This is a genomic window from Curtobacterium sp. A7_M15 (assembly GCF_030705415.1).
Taxonomy (GTDB): Bacteria; Actinomycetota; Actinomycetes; order Actinomycetales; family Microbacteriaceae; genus Curtobacterium.
Window position 1 is genome coordinate 1 of sequence record NZ_JAUZED010000221.1, and the last position, 1,453, is coordinate 1,453.

Here is a 1,453-nt window from a genome sequence, read left to right on the forward strand (position 1 = left end):
GTCACCGTTCGTGACCCGACCATTCCTGCTCACTGGCTTGGGCCCGGTGCCCGCCCGAAGCACGCCGGACGCCCGAGCGTCACGTCACGCGGCGTCACACGGCACGCCCGGGATCGATCGAACCTGGGAATCGTTGACCTCAACCGTGGTTCAGGTCATACGTTGGGACGTGCCCGCACAGCCGCGGCACTCCCCATCGAAGGAACGACCACGACTCCCATGCCCGACGAAGCACCGGCGAACATCGCGGACGCCTACAAGGCCGCTTTCCGCGGACACCCGGCCGGTGTCGCCGTCATCACCGCCGAAGGCCCCGATGGCCCGACCGGCCTCACCGCATCGAGCGTCGCGAGCGTGGCCGTCGACCCGCCGGTGCTCGTCTTCTCGTTGTCCACGAACTCCGGGTCCGCCGGGGTCGTGCTCGGCGCCCCGGTCTTCGTCGTGCACCTCGTCGACTCGCTCGGTGTCGCGCTCGCCCGTCGTTTCGCGTCGACCGGCAGCCCTGCGGCCGACGACCCGATCTGGGGCACCCTGCCGTCGGGGGACCGCTACCTGCCGGGCGCCGCGAGCGCCCTGCGCTGCCGACCTCTCTCGACCACACCGATCGGCTCGTCGACCGTCGTCGTCGCGGAGGTCCTCGACATCATCGTCGGCCTCGAGCGGGGCGAGCCGCTGGTCTACCACAACCGGGAATTCCACTCCCTCACCGATCGTTCCCGGCTCTCGTGAGCCGCGGAGCCCTGTCCGCACACCACTGATCGAAAGGAACTCACATGGCTGAGTACAACCTGCCGGAGCTGCCGTACGACTACGCCGCGCTCGAGCCGCACATCAGCGGCAAGATCATGCAGCTGCACCACGACAAGCACCACCAGGCCTACGTCACGGGTGCGAACACCGCCCTCGAGCAGCTCGCCGAGGCCCGCGAGTCCGGCAACTTCGGTGCGATCAACAAGCTCGAGAAGGACCTCGCGTTCCACCTCGGTGGTCACGTGAACCACTCGATCTTCTGGACCAACCTCGGCCCGGACACGAAGGTCCCCGAGGGCGAGCTCGCCGCGGCGATCGACGAGTTCTTCGGTTCCTTCGAGAAGTTCCAGGCTCAGTTCGCGGCGGTCGCCAACGGCATCCAGGGCTCCGGCTGGTCCGTGCTCGCCTGGGATCAGGTTGGTCAGAAGCTCGTCACGTTCCAGCTCTTCGACCAGCAGGCGAACGTGCCGCTGGGCGTCGTGCCGATCTTCCTGCTCGACATGTGGGAGCACGCGTTCTACCTCGACTACCTGAACGTCAAGGCGGACTACGTCAAGGCGGTGTGGAACATCGTCGACTGGGAGAACGTCGCCGCGCGCTTCGCGAACGCGAAGTCGCAGAGCTTCGTCACGCTCTGAGGCGTGTGGAGCAGGTCGCGATGGTGACCTGGTGAACGACGGGAGGCGCGGTGCCAGCTGGCACC

Annotated in this window: 2 protein-coding genes; both read left to right on the top strand. The window is 67.4% G+C overall.

Going from position 1 to position 1,453, the window contains the following annotated elements; genetic code table 11:
• The first annotated feature begins 219 nt into the window (after positions 1-219).
• A complete protein-coding gene (locus Q7F20_RS18545) occupies positions 220-729 on the top strand; it encodes a flavin reductase family protein (RefSeq protein ID WP_305741528.1) in 510 nt (169 codons plus the stop codon).
• A 44-nt stretch (positions 730-773) separates the two neighbouring features.
• Positions 774-1,388, top strand: coding sequence for a superoxide dismutase (locus tag Q7F20_RS18550; protein WP_305741529.1), 615 nt, complete (start codon positions 774-776; stop codon positions 1,386-1,388).
• Positions 1,389-1,453 lie beyond the last annotated feature (65 nt).